26 protein-coding genes and 2 tRNA genes are annotated in these 25,170 nt (G+C 38.4%); 19 read left to right on the top strand and 9 right to left on the bottom strand.

The window, feature by feature from the left end:
• The first annotated feature begins 9 nt into the window (after positions 1–9).
• The 3 genes from NZ900_00660 to serS are packed head-to-tail and all read left to right on the top strand — an operon-like array spanning position 10 to position 3,003.
• Positions 10–1,248 (top strand): bifunctional 3,4-dihydroxy-2-butanone-4-phosphate synthase/GTP cyclohydrolase II, encoded by a 1,239-nt coding sequence (locus NZ900_00660; protein ID MCS7232607.1) that lies wholly within the window; start codon positions 10–12, stop codon positions 1,246–1,248.
• A gap of 5 nt (positions 1,249–1,253) precedes the next feature.
• Positions 1,254–1,727, top strand: a complete 474-nt coding sequence (ribE, locus tag NZ900_00655; GenBank protein MCS7232606.1) for a 6,7-dimethyl-8-ribityllumazine synthase — start codon at positions 1,254–1,256, stop codon at positions 1,725–1,727.
• A complete protein-coding gene (gene serS, locus NZ900_00650) occupies positions 1,720–3,003 on the top strand; it encodes a serine--tRNA ligase (GenBank protein MCS7232605.1) in 1,284 nt (427 codons plus the stop codon). The genes ribE and serS overlap by 8 nt, the downstream gene beginning before the upstream one ends.
• On the opposite strand, the gene NZ900_00645 is transcribed toward serS, so the two are convergent.
• Positions 2,953–3,717 (bottom strand): DUF2993 domain-containing protein, encoded by a 765-nt coding sequence (locus NZ900_00645; GenBank protein ID MCS7232604.1) that lies wholly within the window; start codon positions 3,715–3,717, stop codon positions 2,953–2,955. The genes serS and NZ900_00645 overlap by 51 nt on opposite strands.
• 82 nt (positions 3,718–3,799) lie before the next feature.
• Between NZ900_00645 and NZ900_00640 the strand changes: the two genes are divergently transcribed.
• Genes NZ900_00640 through rimI form a run of 5 tightly spaced genes read left to right on the top strand, consistent with a single transcriptional unit; the run spans position 3,800 to position 9,362 of the window.
• Positions 3,800–5,533: a WecB/TagA/CpsF family glycosyltransferase gene (locus NZ900_00640; GenBank protein MCS7232603.1), complete on the top strand. Its 1,734-nt coding sequence runs from the start codon at positions 3,800–3,802 to the stop codon at positions 5,531–5,533.
• Positions 5,530–6,720 carry a S41 family peptidase gene (locus NZ900_00635; GenBank protein ID MCS7232602.1) on the top strand — a complete coding sequence of 397 codons (1,191 nt, stop codon included), beginning with the start codon at positions 5,530–5,532 and terminating at the stop codon, positions 6,718–6,720. Before NZ900_00640 ends, NZ900_00635 begins: the two co-directional genes overlap by 4 nt.
• Entirely contained in the window at positions 6,720–7,655 is a 936-nt protein-coding gene (locus tag NZ900_00630) for a divergent polysaccharide deacetylase family protein (protein MCS7232601.1), read from the top strand. Before NZ900_00635 ends, NZ900_00630 begins: the two co-directional genes overlap by 1 nt.
• Positions 7,652–8,914 (top strand): adenylosuccinate synthase, encoded by a 1,263-nt coding sequence (locus NZ900_00625; GenBank protein MCS7232600.1) that lies wholly within the window; start codon positions 7,652–7,654, stop codon positions 8,912–8,914. Before NZ900_00630 ends, NZ900_00625 begins: the two co-directional genes overlap by 4 nt.
• Positions 8,915–8,918: 4 nt before the next feature.
• The gene (gene rimI / locus NZ900_00620; GenBank protein ID MCS7232599.1) at positions 8,919–9,362 is read left to right on the top strand and encodes a ribosomal protein S18-alanine N-acetyltransferase; all 444 of its coding nucleotides are present in this window, start codon (positions 8,919–8,921) and stop codon (positions 9,360–9,362) included.
• A gap of 2 nt (positions 9,363–9,364) precedes the next feature.
• Here rimI and NZ900_00615 read toward each other — a convergent pair.
• From NZ900_00615 to NZ900_00605, 3 genes are all read right to left on the bottom strand, one after another.
• Positions 9,365–9,439: transfer RNA gene (locus NZ900_00615), tRNA-Val, on the bottom strand.
• A gap of 45 nt (positions 9,440–9,484) precedes the next feature.
• Complete coding sequence (locus tag NZ900_00610) at positions 9,485–10,033, bottom strand: flavodoxin family protein (protein MCS7232598.1); 549 nt, start codon at positions 10,031–10,033, stop codon at positions 9,485–9,487.
• Between the two features lie 22 nt (positions 10,034–10,055).
• A complete protein-coding gene (locus tag NZ900_00605) occupies positions 10,056–11,084 on the bottom strand; it encodes a zinc-dependent alcohol dehydrogenase family protein (GenBank protein MCS7232597.1) in 1,029 nt (342 codons plus the stop codon).
• A 124-nt stretch (positions 11,085–11,208) separates the two neighbouring features.
• Here NZ900_00605 and NZ900_00600 point away from each other — a divergent pair, with 124 nt between their 5' ends.
• A complete protein-coding gene (locus tag NZ900_00600; protein MCS7232596.1) occupies positions 11,209–11,409 on the top strand; it encodes a cold-shock protein in 201 nt (66 codons plus the stop codon).
• 58 nt (positions 11,410–11,467) lie between these two features.
• On the opposite strand, the gene NZ900_00595 is transcribed toward NZ900_00600, so the two are convergent.
• On the bottom strand, positions 11,468–11,830 hold the full coding sequence (locus tag NZ900_00595) for a molybdenum cofactor biosynthesis protein MoaE (protein MCS7232595.1): 363 nt from the start codon (positions 11,828–11,830) through the stop codon (positions 11,468–11,470).
• A gap of 106 nt (positions 11,831–11,936) precedes the next feature.
• Here NZ900_00595 and nikR point away from each other — a divergent pair, with 106 nt between their 5' ends.
• The 10 genes from nikR to NZ900_00545 all read left to right on the top strand — a co-directional run bounded on the left by nikR (position 11,937) and on the right by NZ900_00545 (position 20,798).
• Positions 11,937–12,344: a nickel-responsive transcriptional regulator NikR gene (nikR, locus tag NZ900_00590; protein ID MCS7232594.1), complete on the top strand. Its 408-nt coding sequence runs from the start codon at positions 11,937–11,939 to the stop codon at positions 12,342–12,344.
• Between the two features lie 88 nt (positions 12,345–12,432).
• Positions 12,433–12,822, top strand: a complete 390-nt coding sequence (locus NZ900_00585; GenBank protein ID MCS7232593.1) for a class II SORL domain-containing protein — start codon at positions 12,433–12,435, stop codon at positions 12,820–12,822.
• Between the two features lie 10 nt (positions 12,823–12,832).
• Positions 12,833–12,991: a rubredoxin gene (locus NZ900_00580; protein MCS7232592.1), complete on the top strand. Its 159-nt coding sequence runs from the start codon at positions 12,833–12,835 to the stop codon at positions 12,989–12,991.
• Between the two features lie 275 nt (positions 12,992–13,266).
• A tRNA-Val gene (locus NZ900_00575) sits at positions 13,267–13,341 on the top strand.
• Positions 13,342–13,424: 83 nt separating this feature from the next.
• Positions 13,425–14,435 (top strand): BMP family ABC transporter substrate-binding protein, encoded by a 1,011-nt coding sequence (locus NZ900_00570; protein MCS7232591.1) that lies wholly within the window; start codon positions 13,425–13,427, stop codon positions 14,433–14,435.
• A gap of 234 nt (positions 14,436–14,669) precedes the next feature.
• The gene (locus NZ900_00565; GenBank protein MCS7232590.1) at positions 14,670–15,752 is read left to right on the top strand and encodes a BMP family ABC transporter substrate-binding protein; all 1,083 of its coding nucleotides are present in this window, start codon (positions 14,670–14,672) and stop codon (positions 15,750–15,752) included.
• Positions 15,752–17,302: an ABC transporter ATP-binding protein gene (locus NZ900_00560; protein MCS7232589.1), complete on the top strand. Its 1,551-nt coding sequence runs from the start codon at positions 15,752–15,754 to the stop codon at positions 17,300–17,302. Before NZ900_00565 ends, NZ900_00560 begins: the two co-directional genes overlap by 1 nt.
• Complete coding sequence (locus NZ900_00555) at positions 17,299–18,354, top strand: ABC transporter permease (protein MCS7232588.1); 1,056 nt, start codon at positions 17,299–17,301, stop codon at positions 18,352–18,354. The genes NZ900_00560 and NZ900_00555 overlap by 4 nt, the downstream gene beginning before the upstream one ends.
• An 11-nt stretch (positions 18,355–18,365) precedes the next feature.
• Complete coding sequence (locus NZ900_00550; GenBank protein ID MCS7232587.1) at positions 18,366–19,289, top strand: ABC transporter permease; 924 nt, start codon at positions 18,366–18,368, stop codon at positions 19,287–19,289.
• Positions 19,290–19,304: 15 nt separating this feature from the next.
• Positions 19,305–20,798 carry a methyl-accepting chemotaxis protein gene (locus tag NZ900_00545; GenBank protein ID MCS7232586.1) on the top strand — a complete coding sequence of 498 codons (1,494 nt, stop codon included), beginning with the start codon at positions 19,305–19,307 and terminating at the stop codon, positions 20,796–20,798.
• Between the two features lie 36 nt (positions 20,799–20,834).
• On the opposite strand, the gene NZ900_00540 is transcribed toward NZ900_00545, so the two are convergent.
• The 4 genes from NZ900_00540 to thrB are packed head-to-tail and all read right to left on the bottom strand — an operon-like array spanning position 20,835 to position 25,169.
• The gene (locus tag NZ900_00540) at positions 20,835–22,037 is read right to left on the bottom strand and encodes a PLP-dependent aminotransferase family protein (protein ID MCS7232585.1); all 1,203 of its coding nucleotides are present in this window, start codon (positions 22,035–22,037) and stop codon (positions 20,835–20,837) included.
• A 6-nt stretch (positions 22,038–22,043) separates the two neighbouring features.
• Entirely contained in the window at positions 22,044–23,039 is a 996-nt protein-coding gene (locus NZ900_00535) for an aspartate-semialdehyde dehydrogenase (protein ID MCS7232584.1), read from the bottom strand.
• A 5-nt stretch (positions 23,040–23,044) separates the two neighbouring features.
• A complete protein-coding gene (locus tag NZ900_00530) occupies positions 23,045–24,259 on the bottom strand; it encodes an aspartate kinase (GenBank protein MCS7232583.1) in 1,215 nt (404 codons plus the stop codon).
• Between the two features lies 1 nt (position 24,260).
• The gene (gene thrB / locus NZ900_00525; GenBank protein ID MCS7232582.1) at positions 24,261–25,169 is read right to left on the bottom strand and encodes a homoserine kinase; all 909 of its coding nucleotides are present in this window, start codon (positions 25,167–25,169) and stop codon (positions 24,261–24,263) included.
• Between the last annotated feature and the right edge of the window lies 1 nt (position 25,170).

The following is a 25,170-nucleotide window of genomic DNA, read 5'->3' as shown; positions in this document are numbered from 1 at the left end:
GTGTTTAGGATGGAGGAGTTCAAGTTTAACACTATAGAAGAAGCTATAGAAGATATAAAACAAGGAAAAATGATAATAGTTGTTGATGATGAGGACAGGGAAAATGAGGGAGATTTGGTGATAGCTGCTGAAAAGGTTACCCCAGAAGCTATAAACTTTATGGCAAAATATGGGAGAGGATTGATATGTATGCCTATAATAAAGGAACGCCTTGAAGAGCTGAAAATACCCCTTATGGTTTCTGAAAATACAGATCCCCATGAAACTGCTTTTACCGTCACTGTGGATGCAAAATATGGTACTACTACTGGAATTTCAGCTTACGATAGAGCTGTAACTGTTAAGACGATTCTTGACCCTAAAACTAAACCTGAGGACTTAAGGAGACCAGGGCATCTGTTTCTTCTCATGGCTCGTGAAGGAGGAGTTTTAAAGCGAGCTGGACATACTGAAGCCTCTGTTGATCTAGCGAGATTAGCTGGACTATATCCTGCTGGAGTTATATGTGAAATAATGAACGATGATGGAACGATGGCTCGCTTGCCTGAGCTTTTTAGATTTGCTAAGGAACATGGTTTAAAGATAATAACTATAAAAGACTTGATAGCTTATCGCTTTAAAAGGGAAAAGTTGGTTAAGAGAATTGTGGATGGGGTTGATCTTCCTACTAGATGGGGACACTTTAAGGCTTTGGCTTATAGGTCTATTTTGGATAAGGATGATGATCATCTTATTCACTTGGTTTTGGTTAAAGGAGATGTTGCTGGTAGAGAAAATGTTTTAGTTAGGGTTCACTCTGAGTGTTTAACTGGTGATGTCTTTAACTCATTGAGATGTGATTGTGGGGATCAGCTTCATAGGGCTATGCAGATAATAGAGCAAGAGGGGAGAGGAGTTTTGCTTTACATGCGACAAGAGGGTAGAGGAATAGGATTAATAAATAAACTTAAGGCATATAAGCTTCAGGAAGAGAGAGGACTTGATACTGTTGATGCTAATATAGCTTTGGGCTTTTCCCCTGACTTAAGGGATTACGGTATAGGAGCCCAAATACTTGCGGATCTTGGACTTTCTACTATAAGGCTTATAACGAACAACCCAAGGAAGATAGTTGGTCTAGAAGGGTATGGGTTGAAAGTAGTGGAGAGGGTTCCTATAGAGATTGAGCCGAATGCTTATAATGAAGGTTATCTTAAGGCTAAAGCAGAGAAATTAGGTCACTTAATATGTCTTAGATATAAGGGGTGATGCCTTTGAAAGTGTACGAAGGGCAACTTTTAGGGGAAGGTATAAAGATAGGAATTGTTGTTTCAAGATTTAATGATTTTATTACAAGAAGGCTTCTTGAAGGAGCATTAGATGCTCTACTAAGGCATGGTGTTTCAGAGGATAATATTGAAATAGCTTGGGTTCCTGGCTCTTTTGAGATTCCTCTTGCTGCGCTGAAAATGGCAAAAAGTAGAAAATATGATGGAGTGATTTGCTTGGGAGCCATAATAAGAGGGGATACCCCACATTTTAACTATGTGGCTTCGGAGTGTGCCAAGGGCATAGCTCAAGTAATGCTAAGTTGTGAAGTGCCTGTGTCTTTTGGAGTATTGACTACTGATAATATAGAACAGGCCATAGAGAGGGCTGGTACTAAGGCCGGCAATAAAGGGTGGGAAGCAGCTCTTTCTCTTATAGAGATGGTTAACCTTTTAAAGGGGATGAAGGGAAATGCTTGATCTTAGGTTGATTAGAAAGGATCCTGATAGGGTAAGGCTTGCATTAAAGAATAGAGGGTACTCCTTCCCAATTGATGAGCTTTTAAAAAAGGATGAGGAGTGGAGAGCTGTTCTGTCTGAAACGCAGGTTTTGAAAGAAAAGAGAAACGAAGTTTCTAAAGAGGTAGCGGTTATGAAAGCAAGGGGTGAGGATCCAACATCTCTTATTTCTCAGATGAAAGAAGTGGCGGACAAGATAAAAGAGCTTGAGAAAAAGGCTTTATCCCTTGAAGAAGAAATAAAAAATATGCTTGTTCTTATTCCTAATATACCTCATGAGAGCGTTCCTGTTGGTTCGGGAGAGGAAGGAAATATTGAGGTTAGAAGATGGGGAGAGCCACGGAATTTCCATTTTGAGCCTAAACCTCACTGGGAAATAGGGGAAAAGCTAGATATTCTTGATTTTGAAAGAGGAACAAAGCTTGCAGAATCAAGATTTACAGTTCTTAAAGGGCTTGGTGCTAGGCTTGAAAGAGCGTTAATAAACTTTATGCTTGATCTTCATACTTTAGAACATGGGTATATAGAAATATTTCCTCCCTTTTTGGTTAATCCTAAAGCTATGTTTGGGACTGGTCAGCTTCCTAAATTTGAACAAGAGCTTTATAAGTGTAAGGATGACGACCTTTACCTCATTCCTACAGCGGAAGTTCCTTTAACTAATTTATTTATGGATGAGATTCTTCCTCCCGGAAGCTTACCGATATATGTTACGGCATATACTGCCTGCTTTAGAAGAGAGGCAGGATCTTATGGTAAAGATATAAGGGGTATTATTAGACAGCATCAGTTTAATAAAGTGGAGCTTGTTAAATTTTCTGAGCCGGAAAAATCTTATGATGAGCTTGAAAAGATGGTTAATGATGCTGAAGAGGTACTAAAGAGATTAGGTTTGCCCTATAGAGTGGTCTTACTTTGTACAGGAGATATGGGTTTTACTTCCGCTAAAACTTATGATATAGAGGTTTGGATGCCTGGGCAGGGTAAGTATAGAGAGATTTCATCTTGTAGTAACTGTGAGGATTTTCAAGCAAGAAGGGCTAATATAAGATATAAACCTTCCGCTCGAGAAAAGCCACGTTATGTCCATACACTTAATGGTTCCGGTGTAGCTGTGGGACGAACCTTGGCTGCTATATTAGAAAACTACCAGCAAGAGGATGGTAGTGTTATAATACCCGAAGCTTTAGTTCCTTATATGGGTGGGATTAGAGTTATCTCTCCAAGTAAAGCTTAAGGAAGTTGGTTTATGCGGTAGTTCTGTTGTTCTGATAATTATTTTCCCATCAGATTGTTCTATTTGAGCATGTTCAACTGGAAATGGAAGTTTTTTTAAGTCGAATACAGGATTGATTTTGCTTAAAAGGTGGTAGGTGAAATCATCACCTGCAGCTAGCCCACTTAAATAAAGTTTATAATCCTTTAATACAATTTTACTTTCTTCTATACCTAATTTGCTTTTCAGCTCGACTAGGATTCTTAAGGGTAGCCCATCTATTTGATATGAAGCAGCAAGATAAAGGAAGTCCCGTTTAATTTTTACATTAGCCTTTCTAAGTCCATCTATATTGTTTTTCCTAATTTTTTCGCTAAGGAATTTGTTTAGATTTTCTTCCGTTACTAACATGATTAGCTTGATGTTTTTCACGCTTAAAATTTTTATATTTCCTTCCTTCCATTCCTCAGGGGAGTTAAACTCTACATCTTCCGCTTCGATTTCTACCATTTCTAAAGGTAACTCAGATGTTATTGCTTCCTCAGCTTTTATATATATCTTTTTGAAAAAATTTTGAGAACAATTTTCTGCACAAAATTCTATTTTTTTAGGGGAGAATAGTTTTTCTAAAGCACATTTGAATGCTTCACTTGGATTTTCTTGAGAGAAAGTAGGATTCGAGATCACAAGCATATAAGCTACAGAACACAAAAGAAAAAATTTCTTTAATGTCATTTTGTATCACCTCTTAAGGGTTTGACTCTGTGAGTATAATTAGCTTATAATAAGGTTTGAATTAATGCAAGGGGGGGTAAGAATGAAATATACTTTTGTTGCTCTTTTCATTGCAAGTTTATCTTTTCTTTTTGTCGTTCTACCAAAATTCGGGAGAAATCCCTTAGCTTTAAGTGAAAGAAAAAAAATTGACTTTTTAAGAATTCTTTTTTCTATACTTCTTTTTGCTTCTTCTTCTCTGCTTTTTGTCATGCAATTTCCTGATCTTTCTGTAGTTTTGCTTTCTTCTATTCTTGTTTTTTTGGTAGAGTTTTCCTTAAAGGCATATCCTGCTTTGAGGGGATTAAGGCTTCTTTTGCTTTGTGGGATAGCTTTATATTTAGCAAATAGCGGGGTTTGTATTCACTTTTTAAGTTCTCCAAGCGGAGGTTATCGTTACTTAAGCTTTCTATCTCTCCCTCTAACGATATTATGGTTTATTGTGGTTTCAAACTCCTTGGTAGTGCTTGATGAGGTAAAGGGTGCTGCTTTAGGGGTTTCTTCTATAGCTTCCTTTGTTTTTAGTGTTGTAGCGTATATTCAAGATCAAGAGTTGTGGGATGCTGTTGCTTTATCAGTATTTGTATTTTTATTTTGTCTTGCTTTATTTTGGATTAAAGGAGACGATCAACTTGGTGAAGAGCTTTCCACAATGATAGGTTTCCTTTTAGCATCTGTGGCTATTCTTGGTGTCTTGAAAAGAACTGCTCTTTTAACCTTACTTGTTCCTATGTTTGTTTTAGGTGTTCCCATTATAAATATTTCCTATGCTGTTATATCAGGTTATGTTCATCCGCTTTCCTCAAACTTCTCTAAGAATAGTGGTTTGTATAGTTACCTTCTATCTTTTGGTCTTGGGGAGAGAGAAATCGCTGCTTTGATAAATCTTTTAAGCCTTTATTTTGCTATAGGAGCTGTTCTTGTATTTAAATATCCGAAAACCTATATAGTTTTAGCTGTTCTTCTAGGAGCGTTTTTGTTTGTTAAGGTATATATAAGATTGATGATGTTGGTAGGTACCTCTTCTTTTGAGATGGGGATGAAAAGAAATATATTAGGGGTTAGGGTTGATGATATATCCCTTGACTATGCCTTAGGTAGGATAGAGGCTTTCTTAAGAGATGGTCTTAGTCATATAATAGTTACTCCTGATAGTCCGGCTATTGTTACAGCTCTTGAAGATAGCGATTATAAAAAGGTTCTTGATCAAGCGGATGTAGTAGTTCCTGATGGGGTTGGTATAGTTATTCTATCCAGGCTAATCGGACAGCCTGTGAAAAGAAGACTACCTGGTATAGAGCTTATGAATGCTATGCTTGAGAGAGCGGCTTTTTATGGAAGAAGGGTTTTTCTCTTGGGAGCTAAGGAGGGGGTGGCTGAGAGGGCTGCTAAGAATATAGAACTTGCTTTTCCTGGTATAAACATAGTGGGTGTTTATCACGGTTACTTCAATGAGCATGAGGAAAAGGAGGTAATAGCTAAGATAAAAGAGGCTAAGCCAGATTATCTTTTCGTTGCAATGGGTGTTCCTAAACAAGAAAAGTGGATGCACAGAAATAGGGATGAGCTTGGAGTTCCAGTAATGATGGGGGTTGGTGGAAGCTTTGATGTTTGGGCTGGTGATATTAAGAGGGCTCCGTATCTGTTTAGGAAGATGGGATTGGAATGGCTTTATAGGGCTTTTAAGGAACCTTGGAGGTGGAAGAAGATAATAAAGCTCTATAAGCTTGCTTGGTTTTTAATATTAAATTTTTTGAAAGGGAGTGAAAAAAGGTGAAATTTAGGGTTAAAGTAGTTTTCTTTTTAGTATTTCTTTCTATTTTGTCTAGCTCTTTTGCTTTTGGGCAGGAGAGTCCTTCAAGTTCTGTTACGCCTTCTGTTCCCCTTCCTCAGAATGCTATACCTACTGATCTTATGGGGAATTTGATTCAGCTCTGGAATATAATAAGAAATTATTACGTAGATCCTAGTAAAATAGATTCTGAAAAGCTCAAATACGGTGCCTTAAAAGGTTTAGTTGAAGCTTTGGGTGATCCATATACAAGATACGAGGATCCTCAAGAATATAAGGAAGAGCAGATTCAATTGGAGGGGCAGTATGGTGGCATAGGGATAATAATAACTAAGAAAGACGAGAAGATTGTAATTGTATCTCCTATAGAGGATACCCCTGCATATAAATTGGGTTTAAAAGCTGATGATGAGATAGTGAGGATTGGAGATGAGCCTACGCAAGGGATGGGACTTTCTAAGGTTGTTAAACTTCTTAGAGGAGAGCCTGGTACTCAAGTTACTATTTGGATAAGAAGAGCTGGGGAAGATAAACTTTTGAAGTTTACGATAACAAGGGCAAAAGTGAAGCTTAAAGCTGTTAAAAGTGAATTAATTGATAAGAATATAGCTTACTTAAGAATAACCTATTTTAATCAAAATACTACTCAGGAACTTAAAGCTGCATTAGAAGGGTTAAAGAAAAATGGCTTTAAGGGAATAATTCTGGATTTAAGAAATAATCCAGGTGGCCTTTTAAACGAAGCTATTTCTGTAGCTAAAATGTTTATAGATAAGGGTGTTATAGTTAGTACTAAGGGAAGGTATCCATGGCATACGGTTGTTTATGAGGCTGATGGGACCGCTATTCCCTATTGTCCGATGGTAGTTCTTGTTAATAAAGGGAGCGCAAGCGCTTCAGAGATAGTCGCAGGAGCTTTACAAGATCATGGTAGGGCAAAGCTTGTCGGGGTTAAGACGTTTGGCAAAGGTTCTGTTCAGACAGTTATACCTTTTAATGATGGTTCTGCTCTTCACATTACAGTTGCTTATTATTATACCCCTAGCGGTAGATTAATTCATGATAAGGGGCTTAATCCTGATGTGGTAGTTGAGCAATCAGAGGATTCTAAGAAGGATTTACAGCTTGAAAAAGCTAAGGAAATCCTTCTAAAAGAGATGAAAAGGATTTAATGAGGTTTTCAACATATCTATTTATTATAGCCGTAGTTGGTTTAGTACTCCTGGTCGGAACCGAAATTCTTTACTTGGAAATAAGTGAGTTTCATGCAGAGCATGAAATATGGTCCAAGTTGAAGAAGAAGTATGCTTTTCTTTCAACTTTTGTTGAGATCAGATCTCGAGATTTGAAGCTCGATATTAGTGGTGGTGTGGGGAAAAGGGGTAGCTTACATTTTGCTGGTTTTCTTGAACCAGATAGAAGGAAGAGCGGTCTTCCAAAGCTTGCCATAATAATAGATGATCTTGGTTATGATGCTCACTTGGCCTCAAAGTTTATATCTCTTCCTTATAAGGTGAATCTGGCGGTGCTTCCGTTTCTTAGATGGTCAAATTTTGTTTCGGAGAAAGGCTACAGGGGTGGAAAAGAGATTATTCTTCATCTTCCAATGCAAGCCTACAAGCATGTTGTTAATCGGGATGTTGTGAGTTTAGGTATGGATATGGAGGAAATAAGGGATTTAATAAATAGAGCTCTTTCGAGTGTTGATTATGCTGTTGGCGTTAATAATCATATGGGTTCTCTGGCTACTACTGATCCGGTACTTATGAGAAAGGTTATGAGCGTTTTGAAGGAAAAAGGATTATTTTTTGTGGACAGCTATACTACTCCTGATAGCGTAGCTTATCATATTGCGTTGGATGTGGGGTTACCATGTTTTTATAATTCTTTGTTCATAGATAGATATAGTGGAGAAAACAGAGTTGAGGAGTATATCCTTAAGCTTGTCTCCTTGGCTAGAAGAAGGACGATGACTATAGGAATAGGTCATGCTAAAAGTGAGACGTTTAATGCCTTAAACAAGCTTTTACCTGTGATAAGCAAGTATGTGGAGGTAGTTTTTGCCTCCGAGATAGTCTACCATAGGGGTGAGGTTGTTAAAAAATGAGCGTAATTGCAATAGTTGGTATGCAATGGGGAGATGAGGGAAAAGGGAAAATAGTAGATTTTTTAGTTAAGGATGCTGATGTGGTTTTAAGGTATCAAGGGGGAAGTAATGCAGGACACACTGTGGTTCTTAATGGTAAAAAGTATATTTTTCATCTACTTCCTTCTGGTATGCTTTATCCTGACAAGCTTTGTATTGTAGGAGATGGGGTTGTTATCGATCTTCCTCTTTTAGTGGAAGAGTATGAGGCTTTAAAGAAAGAGGTTGGGAGCATTGGTAAGCTTAAGATAAGTGAGCTTGCTCATCTTGTTATGCCTTATCATAAGTTGATAGATGAGCTTGAGGAGAGAAAGAGGGGGAGTCAAAGGATAGGGACTACTAAAAGGGGGATAGGGCCTGCTTATGCTGATAAGGCTGAAAGAACTGGAATACGTGTGGGTGATCTTTTAAGGCCTTCTATTTTCGAGGAGAAGTTACGGTTTGTACTTCAAAGAAAAAACGAGATGATAACTAAGATATTCGGGGAGGCCCCTCTCGGTTTTGAAGAGATAAGGGATTCTTATCTTGGCTATGTTGGATTTTTAAAGGACAAAGTTTGTAACACTGTTCATCTTTTAAGAAGCCTTATAAATGAGGGTAAAACTATTCTTCTTGAGGGAGCTCAGGGTACACTTCTCGATATAACCTATGGAACTTATCCTTACGTTACTTCGTCTAATCCTATATCGGGTGGGGCCTGTATCGGTTCTGGTATATCTCCAAAAGATATAGATGAGGTGATAGGAGTTCTAAAAGCTTATACTACAAGGGTTGGTATGGGACCATTTCCGACTGAGATGGAAGAACCTCTTGGATCTATTATAAGAGAAAAAGGTGGGGAGTTTGGAGCTACGACAGGTAGGCCGAGAAGGTGTGGATGGCTTGATGGTGTTATGATGAAATACTCCGTTAAGATTAACGGTATTGACAAAATTGCTCTTACTAAGCTTGATGTGTTGACAGGGCTTGAAAAAATAAAAATATGTGTAGCTTATAAAGTTAATGGGAGGATGACGGAGGAGTTTACTCCATTTCTTGATGAAGTTTTACCTGTTTATGAAGAGGTAGACGGTTGGAGTAAAGATATAAGCAAGGTAAAAAACTTCTCGGAATTGCCATCTGAGGCTAGAAACTACATTAAGCTTATAGAAGAGATATCTGGATGTAAGGTTTTCTTTATAGGTGTTGGTCCGGGAAGAGGAGATGTGATTCTCATTTAGGAGTATGATTCTGGTAGATATTGATTTTATGAACTTGGGAGACATTGATGAAGTTCTTGAGATAGAGAGAGAATCATTTAGTATACCTTGGAGTAAAAGGACCTTTTTGAATGAGTTAAGTTTCCCTGAGAATGTTTACTTAGTAGCGCGTTTAAAAGATAAGGTAGTTGGATATGCAGGGATAAGATTTTATGGTAGACAAGGACATATTACTACTATAGCTGTAGCATCTCGATGGAGGGGGAACCAAATAGGTGAGCAGCTGTTATTAGCTATTCTTGAAATAGCTAAAGAGAGAAAGGTCAGGGAGGTAATTTTGGAAGTTAGACCATCTAATAGAGTTGCTATAGGTCTCTATGAGAAATACGGCTTTAAAGTTATAGGAGTTATACCTAACTACTATATGGATAATGGTGAAGATGCACTTTTAATGAAGTTAAATATATAAAATGGTGGGCGCTGCTGGGATCGAACCAGCGGCCTCTTCCGTGTGAGGGAAGCGCTCTCCCGCTGAGCTAAGCGCCCACCACTTTTTATATTATACCCTTATTTCCCCTAAAAGGCAATAATTTAAATTAGCTTTTGACCACATTGGAAAGCTCTTCTAAGGAGATCCTCATATCGTTTTACCGCTCCTATTTCATTTAAACCGTTCCCTCCAATTATGTCTAAGACTTTGATCCCCAGTGCTTCAAGAAATAGCGATAAGCCCTTCATTATTTCTAGCCCATTCTTTCCCCCACCTTGAGAGTAAACTAAAATGCATTTCTTCTCTTTATCTAATCTTGTTCCGACTCCTATTTTAAAGAAAGGTAGTAGGCGATCGAGAAAGAGCTTCGTCTGGGCTGTCACGTAATTCATATATATAGGAGAGCCAATTACAAAAGCTTCTTCGCTTATTAGGTCTTCGTAAATTAACTTCATGTCATCACTCTGTACACATTTGCCATCCTTTTGACAAGCGAAACACCCTTGACATCCTTTGATGTTGAGCTCATTTAAAAAATATTTTTTAATTTTGGCTCCTTTTAAAGATGCGCCTTTTAAAACTTCATCTACTAATATATCTGTGTTACCTCCTCGTCTAGGACTTCCTACTATTCCTATAACGCTTTTCATCACGAAGGATCCCTCCCAAATTTTAACCTATCTTTAATACTTTTGCTCCTTTGATTTTTCTTTCTTTTATGTCCTTTAAGGCTTGGTTTGCTTTCTCAAATGGGTAGACTTCTATTGTTGGTTTTAAGGAAGTTTTTTCAACCAAAGAAAGAAACTCCTCGATGTCTTTTCTTGTTATATTAGCTACAGACTTTATCTCCTTTTCGAGCCAGAGATCTCTAGGATAGTCCATTTCTAAGAGAGCTTCTTTATCGATAGATTCCTTTCTTATTGCATTTATTACTAACCTTCCACCGGGTTTAATGTATCTAAGCACTTTTAGTGGTGGGCTCCATACAGGTGTTGTATCCAATGCCGAATTTAGGCTTTCTGGAGGTTCATCTCCAATATTTCCTGCCCAGTGTGCCCCAAGCTCTAAGGCGTGGCTTCTTTCCTGCGCAGATCTTGAAAAGACGAAGGTTTTAGAGTCAGGATAAAGGATTTGAACTATTTTTAAAACCAGGTGGTTTGATGCTCCAAAGCCTATAAGGCCAAGATTTTCTCCATTCTTTAGATTTGTGAGTTTTAGTGATCTATAACCTATAGCTCCAGCGCAAAAGAGAGGAGCTACTTCTTCGTAAGTTAGATTGTTGGGAAGATTAAAGGCAAAAGCCTCTTTTATCTTAAATAATTCAGCGTATCCACCATGAGCATCTTTGCCCGTTGCTTTAAACTCTGGACAAAGGTTTTCCAAATCCTTTAAGCAAAATTCACACTTGCCACACGATGAATATATCCAGCCTGCCCCAGCTCTATCTCCTATTTTAAATTTCCCTACTTTTCTTCCAACTTGTATTATTTCTCCAGCGACTTGATGTCCTGGTATTACTGGTAAAATTGTAGGGAGAGCACGCCCTTCGATTTCATCTATCTCAGTATGGCAGATTCCACAAGCCTTTACCTTAATTAGTATCTCGTCTTCCCCGATTTGCGGATCTTCTGTCTCTATTAGTTTCAAAGGCTCAGGATCTGAAGATACTTCAGTAATTCTATGGATGATCCAAGCTTTCAATTTTATCCCTCCTTTCATAGTTATTATAAAATTTTTCTTGACTTTTTCATCTATAGGTGTTATACTATGCACGCTGCAGGAAAAAGTTTGCAGTAATTTTAAAGAAAGCTGGAGGAAAAGAAAGATGGTAAAAGGAACTGTTAAGTGGTTTAACCCAACAAAAGGTTATGGTTTTATCACCACAGAGAGTGGGGAGGATGTTTTTGTGCACTATACTGGGATTGAGATGAATGGCTTTAAGAGCCTTGATGAGGGCGATAGGGTTGTTTTTGAAGTAACCTCTGGGAAAAAGGGTCCACAAGCCTCTAAAGTAAGACGTATTTAAGATTGATGATAAGGGGAGCAAAAGGGGAAAGGTTTAAAAAACCTTTCCCCTTTTATTTTTAGAATATTTCTTCTTCGTTTACTATCTCTTTCTTAATTTTTTCTATTAGTGCTTCAAAGGTTGGTAGGATATCCGTTCTATATCTTCCTGCTACAAGGACAAGCATTATATCATCTCCAACCTTAAGTACTCCTTCATTTATCCAAGCTTTTATCTTTTCAATACCTTCCTTTTTTGAGAAATCTTCAATAGTTTTTTCAAGGAGCTCTTTATTATATGAAAGGTTAATCCCCTTTACCTTTTTATCCTCTCTTTTGGAGGTTTCTCTTACTATTCCATTGTGAATTAATATCATTCCTAAATTTTCAGGATTAGCTGTTTCTTTTACTTCTTTGATCCAGTTTTCAATGGAAGGTTTCAAGTAATATCACCTCCTCTTTGGATATATTAAATTTTAACATATTGATTGATTCTCTCAAAAGGTGTAATATATTCTCATAACTTCCACTCCGAAAGGAGGGAAATCTTTGAGTAAGCTTGTTAGATTTGGTGTTTCTATGGAGGAAGACTTACTTGAGAGATTTGATAAAATTATAGCTTTAAAGGGATATGAAAATCGCTCAGAAGCTATTAGGGATCTTATGCGGAACTTTATACTTGAAGAAGAGTGGGAAAAAACTACTGGGAAGGCCATGGCAGTTTTAGTAATAGTTTATGATCACCATAAGAAAGATGTTACAGAGATGCAGCATGGATATCTGAAAGAGATAGTTTCTACTTTACACTTGCACGTAGATGAAGATAACTGTCTAGAGGTGATATTGCTTAAGGGTGATGTTCAAGATCTTAAGGATATAGCCTCGAAAATTGGTTCTCAAAAGGGAGTTAAGTATGCCAAACTTATTCCAGCTGTAGTTGGTGAAGTTCCTCTTTAGTTTTTATTATTTAAAAAAATTTGAGTTTGTGTTATAATGAAAGGTGAAATTATTTTAAATCTTTATAAGGAATGGAGGTGCATGTTTTATGTTATCTAATTTCATAAAGTCGGAGGATTTTAAAAAGGAGAAGCATGTTCCTGTCATAGAAGCTCCAGCTAAAGTCGAGAAAGGCAAGATTTTTGAAGTTAAGGTTACAGTAGGTAAGGAGATACCTCATCCTAATACTACTGAGCATCATATAAGGTGGATTAAGCTCTTTTTCCATCCTGAGGGAGATCCTTACGTTTATGAGGTAGGTAATTACGAATTTAGTGCTCATGCTGAACACGTTCAGGGACCTAATACTGGTGCTGTCTATTGTGAACCAATAGTGGTTAATCTTCTTAAACTTAATAAGAGTGGAAAGCTTATAGCTTTATCCTATTGTAACATTCATGGCCTTTGGGAGAGTAGTTTTGATATATCAGTAGAGTGAGGTGAGAAAGATGAAGTATAGGTGTATAGTTTGTGGCTACGTTTATGATCCGAGGAAGGGTGATCCAGAAAACGATATTGCTCCAGGAACGCCTTTTGAAGATCTTCCTGATGATTGGGTTTGTCCTTTATGTGGGGCTCCAAAGGAGGAGTTTGAACCAGCAGAATAAATGGAATGAAATAGCTTAGAGTGCTTGTGTTAGAGAAATATGTGAAAAAGCGGTGTATTTTTATACTTTATGGTAAGGATACTATAATGAGATGGATTAATGTTATAAGGAGAGAGTTTTCTCTTTCTGAGGGGGTAAGCTTAAGAGATTATGGGAATGTTCTTTAAAGAGGATTAAAGATGTGTTTTTGATAGTATATAAGAAAGATGAGAGGAGCTTATAATCGATCTTTTTTCTTGACAGATAGAGGAAGCTTGGATATAATGAGACCAGCAGGGTGGTTAGCTCAGTGGGAGAGCGCTTCCCTGACGCGGAAGAGGCCGCTGGTTCAATTCCAGCACCACCCACCACTGACCTCAAGAAGGGCGCTCCTTAAGGGAGTGCCCTCTTTATTTTCTCGCTTTAAGCTTTCTTATGGGAGGGATCGCTTTTGGTGAGATTTTTAGTATTTTTTCTTTGTTTTTTATATATTTCCCCTTTTTCTGCTTTGGCATCTTCCTTTGATATAGTTTTGGTGACGGATATATGTGGTCTTGGAGATAACGGACTTAACGATAGATGCTGGCTTGGAATTCAACAGGCTGCAAGGGAACTTGGTTTAAAGGCAAAAGTTGTTCAATCTTTTAAACAGGATGATTATTTCTTAAATCTCTATGAAAGCGCAAGTGAGGGGAATATAATCGTAACTGCTGGTTTTTTGATGTCTGACCCTCTTCTTAAGGTCGCATCTCTGTGTCCTGGGAAAAAGTTCCTCTTAATTGATGGGGAAGTGGAATCAGCAAATGTGAAATCGATATTGTTTAAAGATGAAGAGATAGGTTTTCTTGCCGGGCTTCTTGCATCTGCGATCACTAAAGTTAATAAAGTTGGATATTTAGGAGGGGTAAAAGCATCTCGAAATGATAAGTTTCTCATAGGGTATAAAGCTGGGATTAAAATTTATTCTAAACTAGTTGGAAAAGATGTGGAGGTTTTGGAATCCTATGTTGGTACATTTAATGATCCTGAAAAGGGAAAGGAAGCAGGGAAATTCTTGTTCGGTCAGGGGGTAGATGTAATTTTTCAAGTGGCTGGAAAAAGCGGGCTTGGTATTCTGGAAGTAGCCAAAGAGAGAGAAAAAGAATTTTTTGTTATTGGTGTAGATCTTGATAGGGGCTTGGTAAATACAAACAGTAACGTGTTAAATATAGTAAGAAGAGTGGACTTAGCAACTTATTTAGCTATAATTAGTTTAGCTAAGGTGGGTTTTAATAGTGAGGTTTGTTATATGGGTTTACGTGAGGGAGTTTTCAGCGTAGAAGGGATACCTGCTCTGAAAAGGGTTATACCACAGGAAATTCTTAGTTTAATCGAAAATATCAAGGAGAAACTTATAGCTGGAAAGATACTGGTTCCATCTACAATGGAGGAGTTACTTAATTTATTTCCTCCAGAAAAGCTTTGATTGAAGGTGTTTAAAGCTTCATTTGTTGAAAAGAAAGTGTATACGCTAACGTAAGTGTGAAAGGGTTCCTAAATTTTATGCTGTTTGTCGTTATCTTTATTTTAGAAGGATAGCTAACTTTATAGATAGGAAGGGTTATTTTCGTATTTCTTCTGATTTAGAAGAGAATAAAGCAGGTGGAATATCTATCTTAGTTTGAGGTGATAAAATAAAATAACAAAGGAGGTGTATCTCTTGAAAAAGTTATGGTTAGTAGGTTTATTGGTTTTTGCTTTGTCTTTTGGCTCTTTCGGTGTGTCGGTTCTTGCTGCTCAGGAGAAGCTTAAGGTTGGGTTTGTTTATGTTGGCCCTGTTGGTGATGCTGGTTGGACTTACGCTCATGATCAAGGGAGGAAGTACCTTGAGAAGCAGTTTCCGAACGTTGAAACTGTATATCTTGAATCGGTTCCTGAAGGAGCTGAAGCTGCAAGAGCCATAGAGCATCTTGTAGCCATGGGATGTAAGGTTATATTTACAACAAGTTACGGTTTTATGGATCCTACGATTGAGGTAGCGAAAAAGTACCCCAATGTAGTCTTTATGCACTGTTCTGGATTTAAGATGGCTCCAAATGTTGGTATTTATTTTGGGAAGATTGAGGAAGCTCGCTTTTTGAGTGGTATTGTAGCTGGTAGAATGACTAAGAGCAATAAGCTTGGCTATGTTGCAGCTCACCCTATACCTGAGGTTATAAGAGGAATAAATGCTTTTACCTTGGGTGCGAGGAAGGTTAACCCTAAAGTTACGGTTCATGTGGTTTGGACTAACACTTGGTATGACCCAGCTACGGAGAAGGAAGCAGCCTTAAGTTTAATAGAAGCTGGTTGTGACGTTATAGCTCAACATCAGGACTCACCAGCTCCTCAACAAGCAGCGCAGGAAAAGGGGGTATACTCTATAGGTTATAATTCTGATATGAGCGCTTTTGCGCCGAAGGCACACTTAACTGCTCCTGTATGGAACTGGGGCGTAATATATGCTTATGTTATTAAAAATGTTTTAGAAGGTAAATGGAAAAGCGAGGATATATGGTGGGGGATGGATAAGGGTGTAGTTGGTTTAGCTCCCTTTGGCCCTATGGTTCCTGAAGACGTAAGAAATGAGGTTTTAAAATATAAGGAGCTTATCGTTTCGGGCAAGTTTAATCCTTTTACTGGTCCAATAGTTGATCAGGATGGTAAAGTAAGAATTCCTGATGGTAAGGTTGCCACAGATAGCGAACTTCGCGAGATGAACTACTTTGTTGAAGGAGTGATAGGAAAGATCCCAAAGAAATAATGGAAGCTCAAATTAAAGGGGAAGGAAGGAAAAGCATTCCTTCCCCTAATTCTTTTGCTGTAGTACTTAAAGGAATAGTTAAGAAATTTCCTGGGGTTATAGCTAATAGGGGAGTTAATTTTGACCTCAAGTTCGGTGAAGTCCATGCTCTTTTAGGGGAAAATGGGGCAGGGAAAACTACGCTTGTTAATGTACTTTATGGATTGTATCAACCTGATGCAGGAGAGATCTGGGTAAAGGGTAAGAAAGAAGAAATATCTTCTCCTGCTAAGGCGCTCTCCCTTGGTATAGGTATGGTACAACAAAATTTTACTCTTGTTCCCTCTTTTTCTGTGGTTGAAAATATTGCCTTAGGCCTTAAAGGGGTTTCTTCTAAGGAAGTAGCTTCAAGATTAAAAGAGATCTCTCAAGTTTATGGGCTTTCTATTGATCCCAATGCTAAAGTTTGGCAACTTTCCGTGGGGGAGATGCAAAAGGTTGAGATTCTTAAGCTTCTTGTTAGAGATGTAGATATATTAATTTTAGATGAGCCTACTGCTGTTTTAACACCTCAGGAGGTAGAGGCTCTTTTTTCTATGTTAAGTAAGTTTAAAGAAGAAGGTAAAGCAATTATCTTTATTTCTCATAAGCTTAATGAGGTTATGAGAATATCTGATAGAGTAACAGTTATGAGAAAGGGATTGGTTGTAGATACTGTGGATAAGCAGAAAACGTCTCCGCCTGAACTTGCTAAGATGATGGTGGGTAGGGAGGTACTTTTTAAGGTTAAAAAGAGGTTAAAAAGCTTTGGAGATGTAGTTTTTCAGGTTGAAGGCCTTGAGGCTTATAATGATAAGGGGGTTAAAGCTTTAAAAGGGGTATCTTTTTCAATAAGACAGGGAGAGATACTTGGTATAGCTGGTGTTACAGGTAACGGGCAGAGGGAGCTTGCTGAAGTTTTAGTGGGTCTAAGAAAAGCTTCAAGTGGCAAAGTAATTTTAGATGGAGAGGATATCACTAACAAAGGTGCAAGGGTTTTTATAGATAAAGGTGGGAGTTTCATTCCAGAGGACAGAATAAAGCATGGGATAGCTCCTAATTTGACGGTTATTGAAAATCTTTTCCTTAAGAGCTATAGAAGGCCTTATTTTTCAAGAAAGTTTTTCTTGAATCTTGAGCGTATGGAAGAGGTTGCTGATTCCTTGATAGAAAAATATGATATTAAGGTTACTGATAAAAATGCGCCTGCTAAGCTTCTTTCTGGAGGGAATCTTCAGAGATTAATCCTTGCGAGGGAGCTTGAAGGCAAAGTAAAGCTTTTGATAGCTTTTCACCCGACATGGGGGCTCGATGTGGGTGCTACTGAATTTGTTTATGAGAAAATACTTGATGTGGCATCTGCTGGAGCGGCTGTTTTACTCTTAGCTGGAGATTTGGATGAGATATTTGATTTATCCGATAGAGTGAAAGTTATTTATGAAGGCAAGCTCTATGGTGACTTTCCTCCAAAAGAGGAGTGTATTTATGAAATTGGAATGCTTATGGCTGGGTTAGGGGAGAAGGAAGGATGAAATTGAAATTCGAACCGAGGATTGAAAGCAGTAAGGTTTTAGAAGTTTCAATTATGTTTATGTCAGTTATCTTAGCTTTTTTAATATTCACTCTGTTTATGCTTATTACTGGGAGAGATCCTTTTGGTGCTTATAAGACTATGTTCTTTTGGGCCTTTGCTAAGAAGGTGGGATTAGAGGGAAGTTTAATAAAATTCTCAGCCCTTTCTACGATAGGTCTGGGACTAATATTGGCTTTTAGGATGAAGGTTTGGAATATAGGTGGAGAGGGTCAGTTTTATTTAGGGGCTATGGTTACGACTTTATTAGCTTTGTTTTGGTTTCCTCATCTTCCGCATATTTTTTTGTTGTTTCTTTTGCCTTTAGGGGGTTTTATTGGTGGAAGCTTGTGGGCTCTTATACCTGCTCTTATGAAAGTTTGTCTTGGTGCAGATGAGATAGTAGTAACTTTAATGCTTAACTATATAGCTATGCTATGGGTCGATTATTTAGTTTATGGTTCTTGGAGAGATCCTGCTAGTTTTGGATTTCCTATGACCGCTATCTTTCCTGAGTCAGCTAAGCTTCCTTACCTGTGGGGGAAGGTTCATATCGGTGTTTTAGTTCCCATAGTTTTAGCTATTGTTCTGAGAGTGGTTTTGGAACGCACAAAATTGGGGTATGAAATAAAGGTGATAGGAGATAATCCTGACGTGGCTTTTTGTTCAGGTATGAATGTTAAAAGAAACATTATATTAACTCTTGTGCTTAGTGGTGGAATAGCAGGGCTTTCTGGAGCGCTTTATGCTATGGGAGTTCAGCACAGGCTTCAACATGCTTTCTCACCCGGCTATGGCTATACAGCTATAATAGTAGCATGGCTTTCGAGGTTAAATCCTATAGCGGCGCTTTTTGTCTCCTTCTTCTTAGGTGGTATCTTTGTTGGATGTGAAATATTACAAATTGTTATGAAAGTGCCTACTTCTGTGGTTTACATATTTCAAGGGATATTGTTTTTCTGTGTTTTAATAGGAGATGTTCTGATAAGATATAGAATTAGATTGAATTTGTGAGGTGAGATATTTTGCTTGAGGCTATTTTTACTGCTGCTATTAGGGCAGGAACACCCCTTCTTTATGCTACATTAGGAGAGATTTTTGCTGAAAGATCTGGAGTCCTTAATTTAGGGTTAGAAGGGCTTATGCTTGTTGGAGCTTTGGCTGGATTTATTGGCTCTTATCTTGCATCTTCGGTTTGGTTTGGTGTATTACTGGCTCTTTTAACTGGTGGGGCTTTGGCTCTGCTTTTTGCTTTTCTAACCGTGAGTTTTAGGGTTAATCAAGTTGTTGCTGGGTTAGCTTTGACCATGTTGGGAATGGGGATAAGCGGTTATTATGGACAGGCTTTTATAGGTAAAACGGCCCCACAGTTTTCTTCTCTATATATACCGTTTCTAAGTCATGTTCCTTTTATCGGAAAAGTTTTGTTTAGCCATGATCCATTGGTGTATTTAACATACTTTCTCGTTCCTCTATCTTGGTTTTATATTTTTAAGACAAAGTTAGGGATGAGTTTAAGGGCCGTTGGTGAAGATCCTAGGAGCGCTGATGCTGTTGGTATAAATGTTGCTAAGGTTAGATATTTACATGTCACCCTGGGAGGAATGCTTACAGCCTTGGGTGGAGCTTATCTTTCCTTAGCTTACACTTCTATGTGGATAGAGAACATGAGTGCGGGACGAGGTTGGATAGCTGTAGCATTAGTTATATTTTCTGCATGGGATCCATTAAGGGCTTTGTTAGCTTCCTATTTGTTTGGTGGAATGGCTTCTCTTCAGCTTAGGATACAAGCTATGGGAGCAGAAATTTCTCCTCATCTGCTTATGATGCTTCCTTATGTGTTAACCATAGTTGTCCTTTCGTTTATATCTAGTGAAAGCGTTAGGAAAAGGATAGGAGCTCCTACTGCTTTGATGAAGCCTTACGCGAGAGAGGAGAGGGAGTATTAGGAGGTGTTAAAAGGTATGCTTGGTAGGTTAAGAGAGATTTTAGGTTTTGGGGGTCTTTCTCCTCGTTGTAAGGAGGCTTTGAGAGTATTAGAATATGTTGATGCATTGAGGAAAGGAAAGGCGATGGAGAAGCCTAGAATAGGTTATGCTCCTCATGAGAGGCTTTTTAAGACATTCGAATCAATTTTTGAGGTGGAAAGTAAAGCTGGAGAAATAGCTCGAAAGCTACTTTCTACTGTAACTGATATGAGCAGGTTTGATTTAGAAACGAGTCATATTTCCAATCGTTTGAAGGAGCTTGTACAGGATATGTCCTCTTTGAGTCAATCTAACTTAGCTGTTGTTGAGGAAACTACCGCAGGTATGGATGAGGTCACTCGATCTATACAAGTTATAACTAATAAGCTTGCAAGTTTGAGGGAAGGAGCTGAAACACTTCAACAGAAGAACGACGAAAGTATAAAGCTTCTTTTCGAGATTAATTCGCTTAAGGAGGCTCTTGTTTCTCAGGCTGAATCTATGGCTAATACTATGGGAGAATTAATAAAATTGATACGAAGGGTAGAGGACATCGTGGGGAGTGTCGAACAGGTTGCAGAACAGACGAACCTTCTTGCCCTTAATGCTGCGATAGAAGCTGCTCGTGCTGGAGAAGCGGGAAGAGGCTTTGCTGTTGTTGCTGATGAGATAAGGAAGCTCGCTGAAAGCACTAAGAATAATCTTAATGAGATGCGTCAGTTTACCAAGAGCATTCAGGAAAAAGCTGGAGAGAGCGAAAAGAGCTTGAAGGAAACGACAAACGCAACTAATAGGATGAGTGAGAAAATAGATGTGGTCAGTGACACTATTAAGAAGAATATTGATATGTTTTATGATATTTCAAAGAGCATAGAAGAGATAAGTCAGTCTGCTGAGACTATAACTGCTTCTTCTGAGGAGGTTAAAGCCGCTATGGATTCTTTAGCTAAGGATGCTGAACATCTAAGTGCTCTTGCTGAAAGTACGGAAAAAGTTTCGCAAAATCTTATGGAGCAGTCCAAATATATTTCTGAAGTTGATAGCATAATTTCTGGTATTATAAGAGAACTTTTTGATAAGTTAAAAGAGTGCTATTATACTATTTCTATTAGAGAGCTTATGGATATCATAAATAAAGCTATAGAGGCTCATAGAAATTGGCTTAAGACTTTAAAGAATATTGTAGAAAAAGAGGAGCTCCTTCCATTACAGGTAGACCATACAAAATGTGCCTTCGGTCACTTTTACTATGCCGTTCCTATTACTATAGAAGCTATAGCTTCTGAGTGGAAATCTATAGAGGATATTCATAGGAGATTTCATGATGCTGGGAAAAGAGCTATAGAAGCTGTTAAAGTTAAGGATAAAAAGGCCGCCTCTAAATATTATGAAGAGGCTGAAAGACTTTCTAATGATATGGTTGGGATCTTAAATAAGATCTTAGCGAAGCTTTCTTCTTTAGAGGAAAAAAGAATCGCAGCTAAGGTATAAAGAGGAAGGGCTACCCTTAAGAGGTAGCCCTTTTTTTTAAAGCAAGCTGCTTAAAGCCTTACCGAGCCTTAAGGCTCCCTCTATTAACTGGTCTGGTTCAAGTAGGGAAAAAGCTAAGCGCGCATAACTTTTGCCATTTTCTGGTTCTACGAAGAAACCTGTTCCAGGAACTATTCCTACCTTATATTCTTGTACAGCTTTAAGTGTTAGCTCTTCTGAGTCGATTCCTTTGGGAAGCTTAATCCAGAAGAAAAAGCCTCCTTTAGGTATGGTATATTCTGTTCCAAGTGGTTTAAGATGCTCATTTAATCCTTTAGCTAAAGCATCTCTTTTTTCCTTATAAGCGCTTCTGAGTTTATTTACATGCTCTTTAAGGTCTTTCTTTATAAGTATTTTGTAAAGAGCATTCTGTAGTATCATAGGCGGACAAAGCTCCATAGAGTACTTAACTAAGGTCGTTTTTTCAATCACTTCTTTTGGACCAATTATCCAACCTATTCTTAATCCAGGAACCATTACTTTAGAGAAGCTTCCTAAGGATACAACTCTTTCAACATCTATCTTAGTAATTGATGGAAGAGCCTCTCCCTCATAACTCATAAAGTGATAAGGATCATCTTCAACGATGAAGAAATCATATTTTTTCGCAAGTTCAACAAGCTTTTCTCTCCTCTCCCAGGATAGTGTAACGCCTGCTGGATTATGGAAGTTGGTAATGGTATATACAAATTTGATCTTTTCCTTTTTAAGTTTATCTTCAAGGTCTTCTACCACCATGCCGTTTTCATCCATAGGTATAGATAATAAGCGAGCCTGGTATTTTTTGAATATGAGCATAGCTTCAGCGTATGTAGGAGCCTCTACTGCAATAACATCTCCTTTTTCAATAAAAGTTTGTCCCAGTATCTCGAGAGCTTGCTGAGAGCCAAGGGTAAAGAGGATATTTTCCTCTGTCAAGTTCTTATTTATTATTCCCCAGTCTTTAAACCAGTTTATTGTAAACGTTTTAAGTTCGGGTAAACCTCCCGCTATAGTATATCTTAGAGAGTGAGGCCCTTGGTCTTCTATCACTTCAGCTATGGCTTTCTTAAATTCCTCTGTTGGATAGAGTTTAGGATAGGGTTCGCCTGCTGCTAAAGATATCGTTCCAGGGCTTCTCATTAATTTTAGCATCTTTTCAATGCCAGAAGGTTTAATCCGATCTCTTGCTAAGCTTGTAAATCTGTTTTCCCAATCCATGAAAGTTTAACCTCCTTTTATTAAAAGCTGGGCTATCTGAACAGCGTTTGTGGCTGCTCCCTTTCTTAGGTTGTCGGCTACAACCCACATATTAAGTCCGTGCTCTATAGTTTCATCTTTTCTTATTCTACCTACGAAAACCTCGTCTTTTCCGTCTACATCTAGAGCGGTTGGATAAACCCCGTTTTTAGGGTCATCCATTAGTATCACTCCTGGTGCATTTTTAAGGAGTTCTCTTGCTTTCTCAACGCTTATCTCTCTTTCGAACTCTATATTTATAGATTCCGAATGCCCTCTAATTACTGGCACCCTGACCGTAGTGGCAGTTACTTTTATAAAAGGATCTTCCATTATTTTTATTGTTTCTCTTCTCATTTTATCCTCTTCTCGAGTATAAAGATCCTCAAGAAAAACATCTATTTGAGGAACCACATTATATGCTATCTTTTTAGGAATTACGTAAGAAGGTTCATCTGGGTTTTTAATTTGGTTTTGAAGTTCTAAAACTGCCCTCCATCCGGCTCCAGACACTGACTGAAATGTTGTTACTACCACCCTTTTGACTCTTGCGTAGTCGTGTAAGGGTTTTAGGGCTACCACCATTTGTATGGTTGAACAGTTTGGATTAGCTATTATTCCTTTATGCTTGAAGGCTGCTCTTGGATTGACCTCTGGAACTACTAATGGAACCCAATCCTCATATCTGAAAGCTCTGCTGTTGTCTATTACTACGCTTCCCGTCGAAGCTGCTATTGGAGCAAACTTTTGGCTTATTGAGGTTCCAGCTGAAAAGAATGTAAAGTCTGTTTTAATGCTTTTAAGATTTTCTTCAGATAAGGCTTTAACTTTTACTCTTTCTCCCATAAAAGTAAGTTCTGTGCCTTCCGATTTTTCCGATGCAAAAAGGTAAAGTTCTTTTACGGGAAAGCTCCTTTCCTCAAGAACTTTAAGTATTTCCCTTCCAACAGCTCCAGTAGCCCCTACGACGGATATACTGTACATTTTTATTATTCCTCCTCAAGTCTGAAAGCTTTATGAAGAGCTCTCACTGCTGTATCTGCTTTAGCCTCTCTTATAACGCAAGATATACGGACTTCCGAGGTGCTTATAAGCTCTATGTTTATATTATTTTCAGCTAACGTTCCAAACATGATAGCGGGAATTTCTGGATTAGAGCATACCCCTGCGCCTACTATTGATACCTTTGCCACATCTCTGTCTCCCGTCACTCCTTCTGCTCCTATTTCGTCAGACATTTCCTTCAGTATTTTAATAGCCTTTTCCAGATCCCCCTCGGCTATCGTGAAGGAGATATCATTGTATCCTCCTCTTGGTTCGCTTTGAATTATCATATCTATATTTATTCCGGAGTCTGCCAGGGCTTTTGTAAATTTATGGGCTATTCCAGGAACATCTGGAACCCCAAGTAATGTTACCTTTGCTATCTTTTTGTCAACAGTTACTCCGGTGACGACACCCTTTCTTTCCACGCTTATCTCCTCCTTCACCCACGTTCCCTCATTATAATTAAATGAAGACCTTACTTTTAATGGGACTGAAAATCTCTTGGCGAATTCTACTGCTCTGTGTTGTAGAACTTTAGCTCCTGCGATAGCCATCTCGAGCATTTCATCATAAGTAATCTCTTTAAGCAATCTCGCTTCAGGTACTATTCTTGGATCCGCTGTGTAAACGCCATCTACATCGGTGTATATTTCACATACATCTGCTTTCATTGCAGCTGCTAAAGCTACTGCTGTGGTGTCAGATCCTCCTCTTCCAAGGGTTGTTATTTCTCCCTTTTCATTCATTCCCTGGAATCCTGCTACAATGACGACTTTCCCTTTGCTTAGTTCTTCGTTTATTTTCCATGTATCCATTCTGATTATTCTTGCTCTTGTGAACCAGCTATCAGTAATTATACCTGCTTGAGCTCCAGTTAAAGATATGGCTGGACATCCAAGCTCATGCAAGGCTATAGAAAGAAGAGCTATAGAAACTTGCTCACCAGTAGACGCAAGCATGTCGAGCTCTCTTTCTGGTGGAGAAGAGGAAAGCGAATAAGCCATCTTCAATAGTTCATCTGTAGTTTTTCCCATTGCGGAGACAACCACTATTACGTCATGTCCTTCTTCTTTCGTTCTTTTAACTCTTTGGGCTACATTTCTTATTAAATCTAAGGTCGCTACTGACGATCCACCATACTTCTGGACTACAAGCATCTTATGATACCTCCATTAGGGTAGCACCCCTATAGTCTATATCGGTAACAATGATTTTCACTTCTCCGTTAATTATGTTACTCCATTTTTCAGCTAACTTGGATGCTATCGTTCTTCCTTTCCCTAAAGGAGCGAAAAAGAGAAGGCTCGGTCCTGCTCCACTTAATACACCGCCATATGCCCCTAAGCTTATAGATTCTTCAAAAAGTTCGTACATTCCTGGAACAAGAGAGGCTCGATAAGGTTGATGTATTCTATCCTCGAAAGCCCATCTTAGTAATTCGGGTTCTCTTTCTTCGAGAGCGGTTATAAGTAAGCTAACCTGGCGCATATTGAATATTACTTCTTCTTTAGAATAGCTTTTAGGAAGAACCTTTCTTGCTTCTTCTGTAGGAACTCCAAAAGGTGGAACAAGGACAAACGTCTCAGCAGGAAATCCTCTTACTCTTAGTCTATAAGGCTCTAAAGAATTTTCTTTGTTGTAAGCTAAAGTTATGCCGCCAAAGAACGCTGGATAAACGTTATCAGGGTGTCCTTCAAGCTCAACTGCAAGGGAAAGAAGCTCCTTTCTCTTTAAAGGTTTGCTTAGAAATCTGTTAGCTAATAGTAAGCCACCTAAGTAAGCTGTTGCGCTTGAGCCTAGCCCCCTTTTAGTAGGAATGTTGACCCTTATGTTTATTCTTATGCCCTTTGGTGGTTTTTCTCCCTTGTACTCGAAAGCTTTTTTGAAGGCCTTATATACGGCGTTATCTTCCTCTTTACTTATGTCTGGAGCTCCCTCGACGTTGATTTCAACTCCTTCTTCGATTTCTTCGCATTCAAAGATATTATAAATATTCCATGCTGCTCCAATAATGTCAAAACCTGGCCCCAAATTCGCAGAGGTTGCTGGAACCCTTACCCTTATCAAC

Source organism: Synergistota bacterium (genome assembly GCA_025060595.1).
Lineage (GTDB): Bacteria > Synergistota > GBS-1 > GBS-1 > GBS-1 > 42-11.
Note: the sequence above shows the minus strand (reverse complement) of the source record. Positions and strands in the feature narration are given on the sequence as shown.

Excerpts from the sequence above, each read along its gene's own strand:
- NZ900_00640 (MCS7232603.1), top strand. The coding sequence starts at position 3,800 with ATGAAATATACTTTTGTTGCTCTTTTCATTGCAAGTTTATCTTTTCTT.
- NZ900_00555 (MCS7232588.1), top strand. The coding sequence starts at position 17,299 with ATGAAATTGAAATTCGAACCGAGGATTGAAAGCAGTAAGGTTTTAGAA.
- NZ900_00625 (MCS7232600.1), top strand. The coding sequence starts at position 7,652 with ATGAGCGTAATTGCAATAGTTGGTATGCAATGGGGAGATGAGGGAAAA.
- NZ900_00630 (MCS7232601.1), top strand. The coding sequence starts at position 6,720 with ATGAGGTTTTCAACATATCTATTTATTATAGCCGTAGTTGGTTTAGTA.
- rimI (MCS7232599.1), top strand. The coding sequence starts at position 8,919 with ATGATTCTGGTAGATATTGATTTTATGAACTTGGGAGACATTGATGAA.
- serS (MCS7232605.1), top strand. The coding sequence starts at position 1,720 with ATGCTTGATCTTAGGTTGATTAGAAAGGATCCTGATAGGGTAAGGCTT.
- NZ900_00560 (MCS7232589.1), top strand. The coding sequence starts at position 15,752 with ATGGAAGCTCAAATTAAAGGGGAAGGAAGGAAAAGCATTCCTTCCCCT.
- NZ900_00610 (MCS7232598.1), bottom strand. The coding sequence starts at position 10,033 with ATGAAAAGCGTTATAGGAATAGTAGGAAGTCCTAGACGAGGAGGTAAC.
- NZ900_00600 (MCS7232596.1), top strand. The coding sequence starts at position 11,209 with ATGGTAAAAGGAACTGTTAAGTGGTTTAACCCAACAAAAGGTTATGGT.
- NZ900_00535 (MCS7232584.1), bottom strand. The coding sequence starts at position 23,039 with ATGTACAGTATATCCGTCGTAGGGGCTACTGGAGCTGTTGGAAGGGAA.
- NZ900_00580 (MCS7232592.1), top strand. The coding sequence starts at position 12,833 with ATGAAGTATAGGTGTATAGTTTGTGGCTACGTTTATGATCCGAGGAAG.
- NZ900_00530 (MCS7232583.1), bottom strand. The coding sequence starts at position 24,259 with ATGCTTGTAGTCCAGAAGTATGGTGGATCGTCAGTAGCGACCTTAGAT.
- NZ900_00545 (MCS7232586.1), top strand. The coding sequence starts at position 19,305 with ATGCTTGGTAGGTTAAGAGAGATTTTAGGTTTTGGGGGTCTTTCTCCT.
- NZ900_00660 (MCS7232607.1), top strand. The coding sequence starts at position 10 with ATGGAGGAGTTCAAGTTTAACACTATAGAAGAAGCTATAGAAGATATA.
- NZ900_00645 (MCS7232604.1), bottom strand. The coding sequence starts at position 3,717 with ATGACATTAAAGAAATTTTTTCTTTTGTGTTCTGTAGCTTATATGCTT.
- NZ900_00540 (MCS7232585.1), bottom strand. The coding sequence starts at position 22,037 with ATGGATTGGGAAAACAGATTTACAAGCTTAGCAAGAGATCGGATTAAA.
- NZ900_00585 (MCS7232593.1), top strand. The coding sequence starts at position 12,433 with ATGTTATCTAATTTCATAAAGTCGGAGGATTTTAAAAAGGAGAAGCAT.